We start from the raw sequence: 251 nt of genomic DNA, 5'->3' as shown, positions 1-251 counted from the left end.
ACATTGCGCTGATAGATTCTTCATTATTAATACGGCGTAAGCTCTCAGCCAGCATTGGCGCGATAGAAACTTGACGAATTTTAGGGCAAGCTTTAGCGGCAGCAGATAACGGGATAGTATCAGTAACCACCACTTCATCTAATGACGATTCACTGATATTTTTTAGCGCATTACCAGACAATACTGGGTGAGTAATGTAGGCAAGGACACGGCGTGCGCCATTGTCTTTTAACGCTTGGGCCGCTTTACAT

The 251-nt window shown here is 44.6% G+C and carries 1 pseudogene; it reads right to left on the bottom strand.

Annotated elements, in window-relative coordinates:
- A pseudogene (locus AAEY79_RS15845) lies at window positions 1–251 on the bottom strand (ribose-phosphate pyrophosphokinase); the annotation flags it as partial.

Origin of the sequence: Psychrobacter sp. GW64-MNA-CIBAN-0177 (genome assembly GCF_040309585.1) — a bacterium.
In the GTDB taxonomy this organism is placed as follows: Bacteria; Pseudomonadota; Gammaproteobacteria; order Pseudomonadales; family Moraxellaceae; genus Psychrobacter; species Psychrobacter okhotskensis.
Note: the sequence above shows the minus strand (reverse complement) of the source record. Positions and strands in the feature narration are given on the sequence as shown.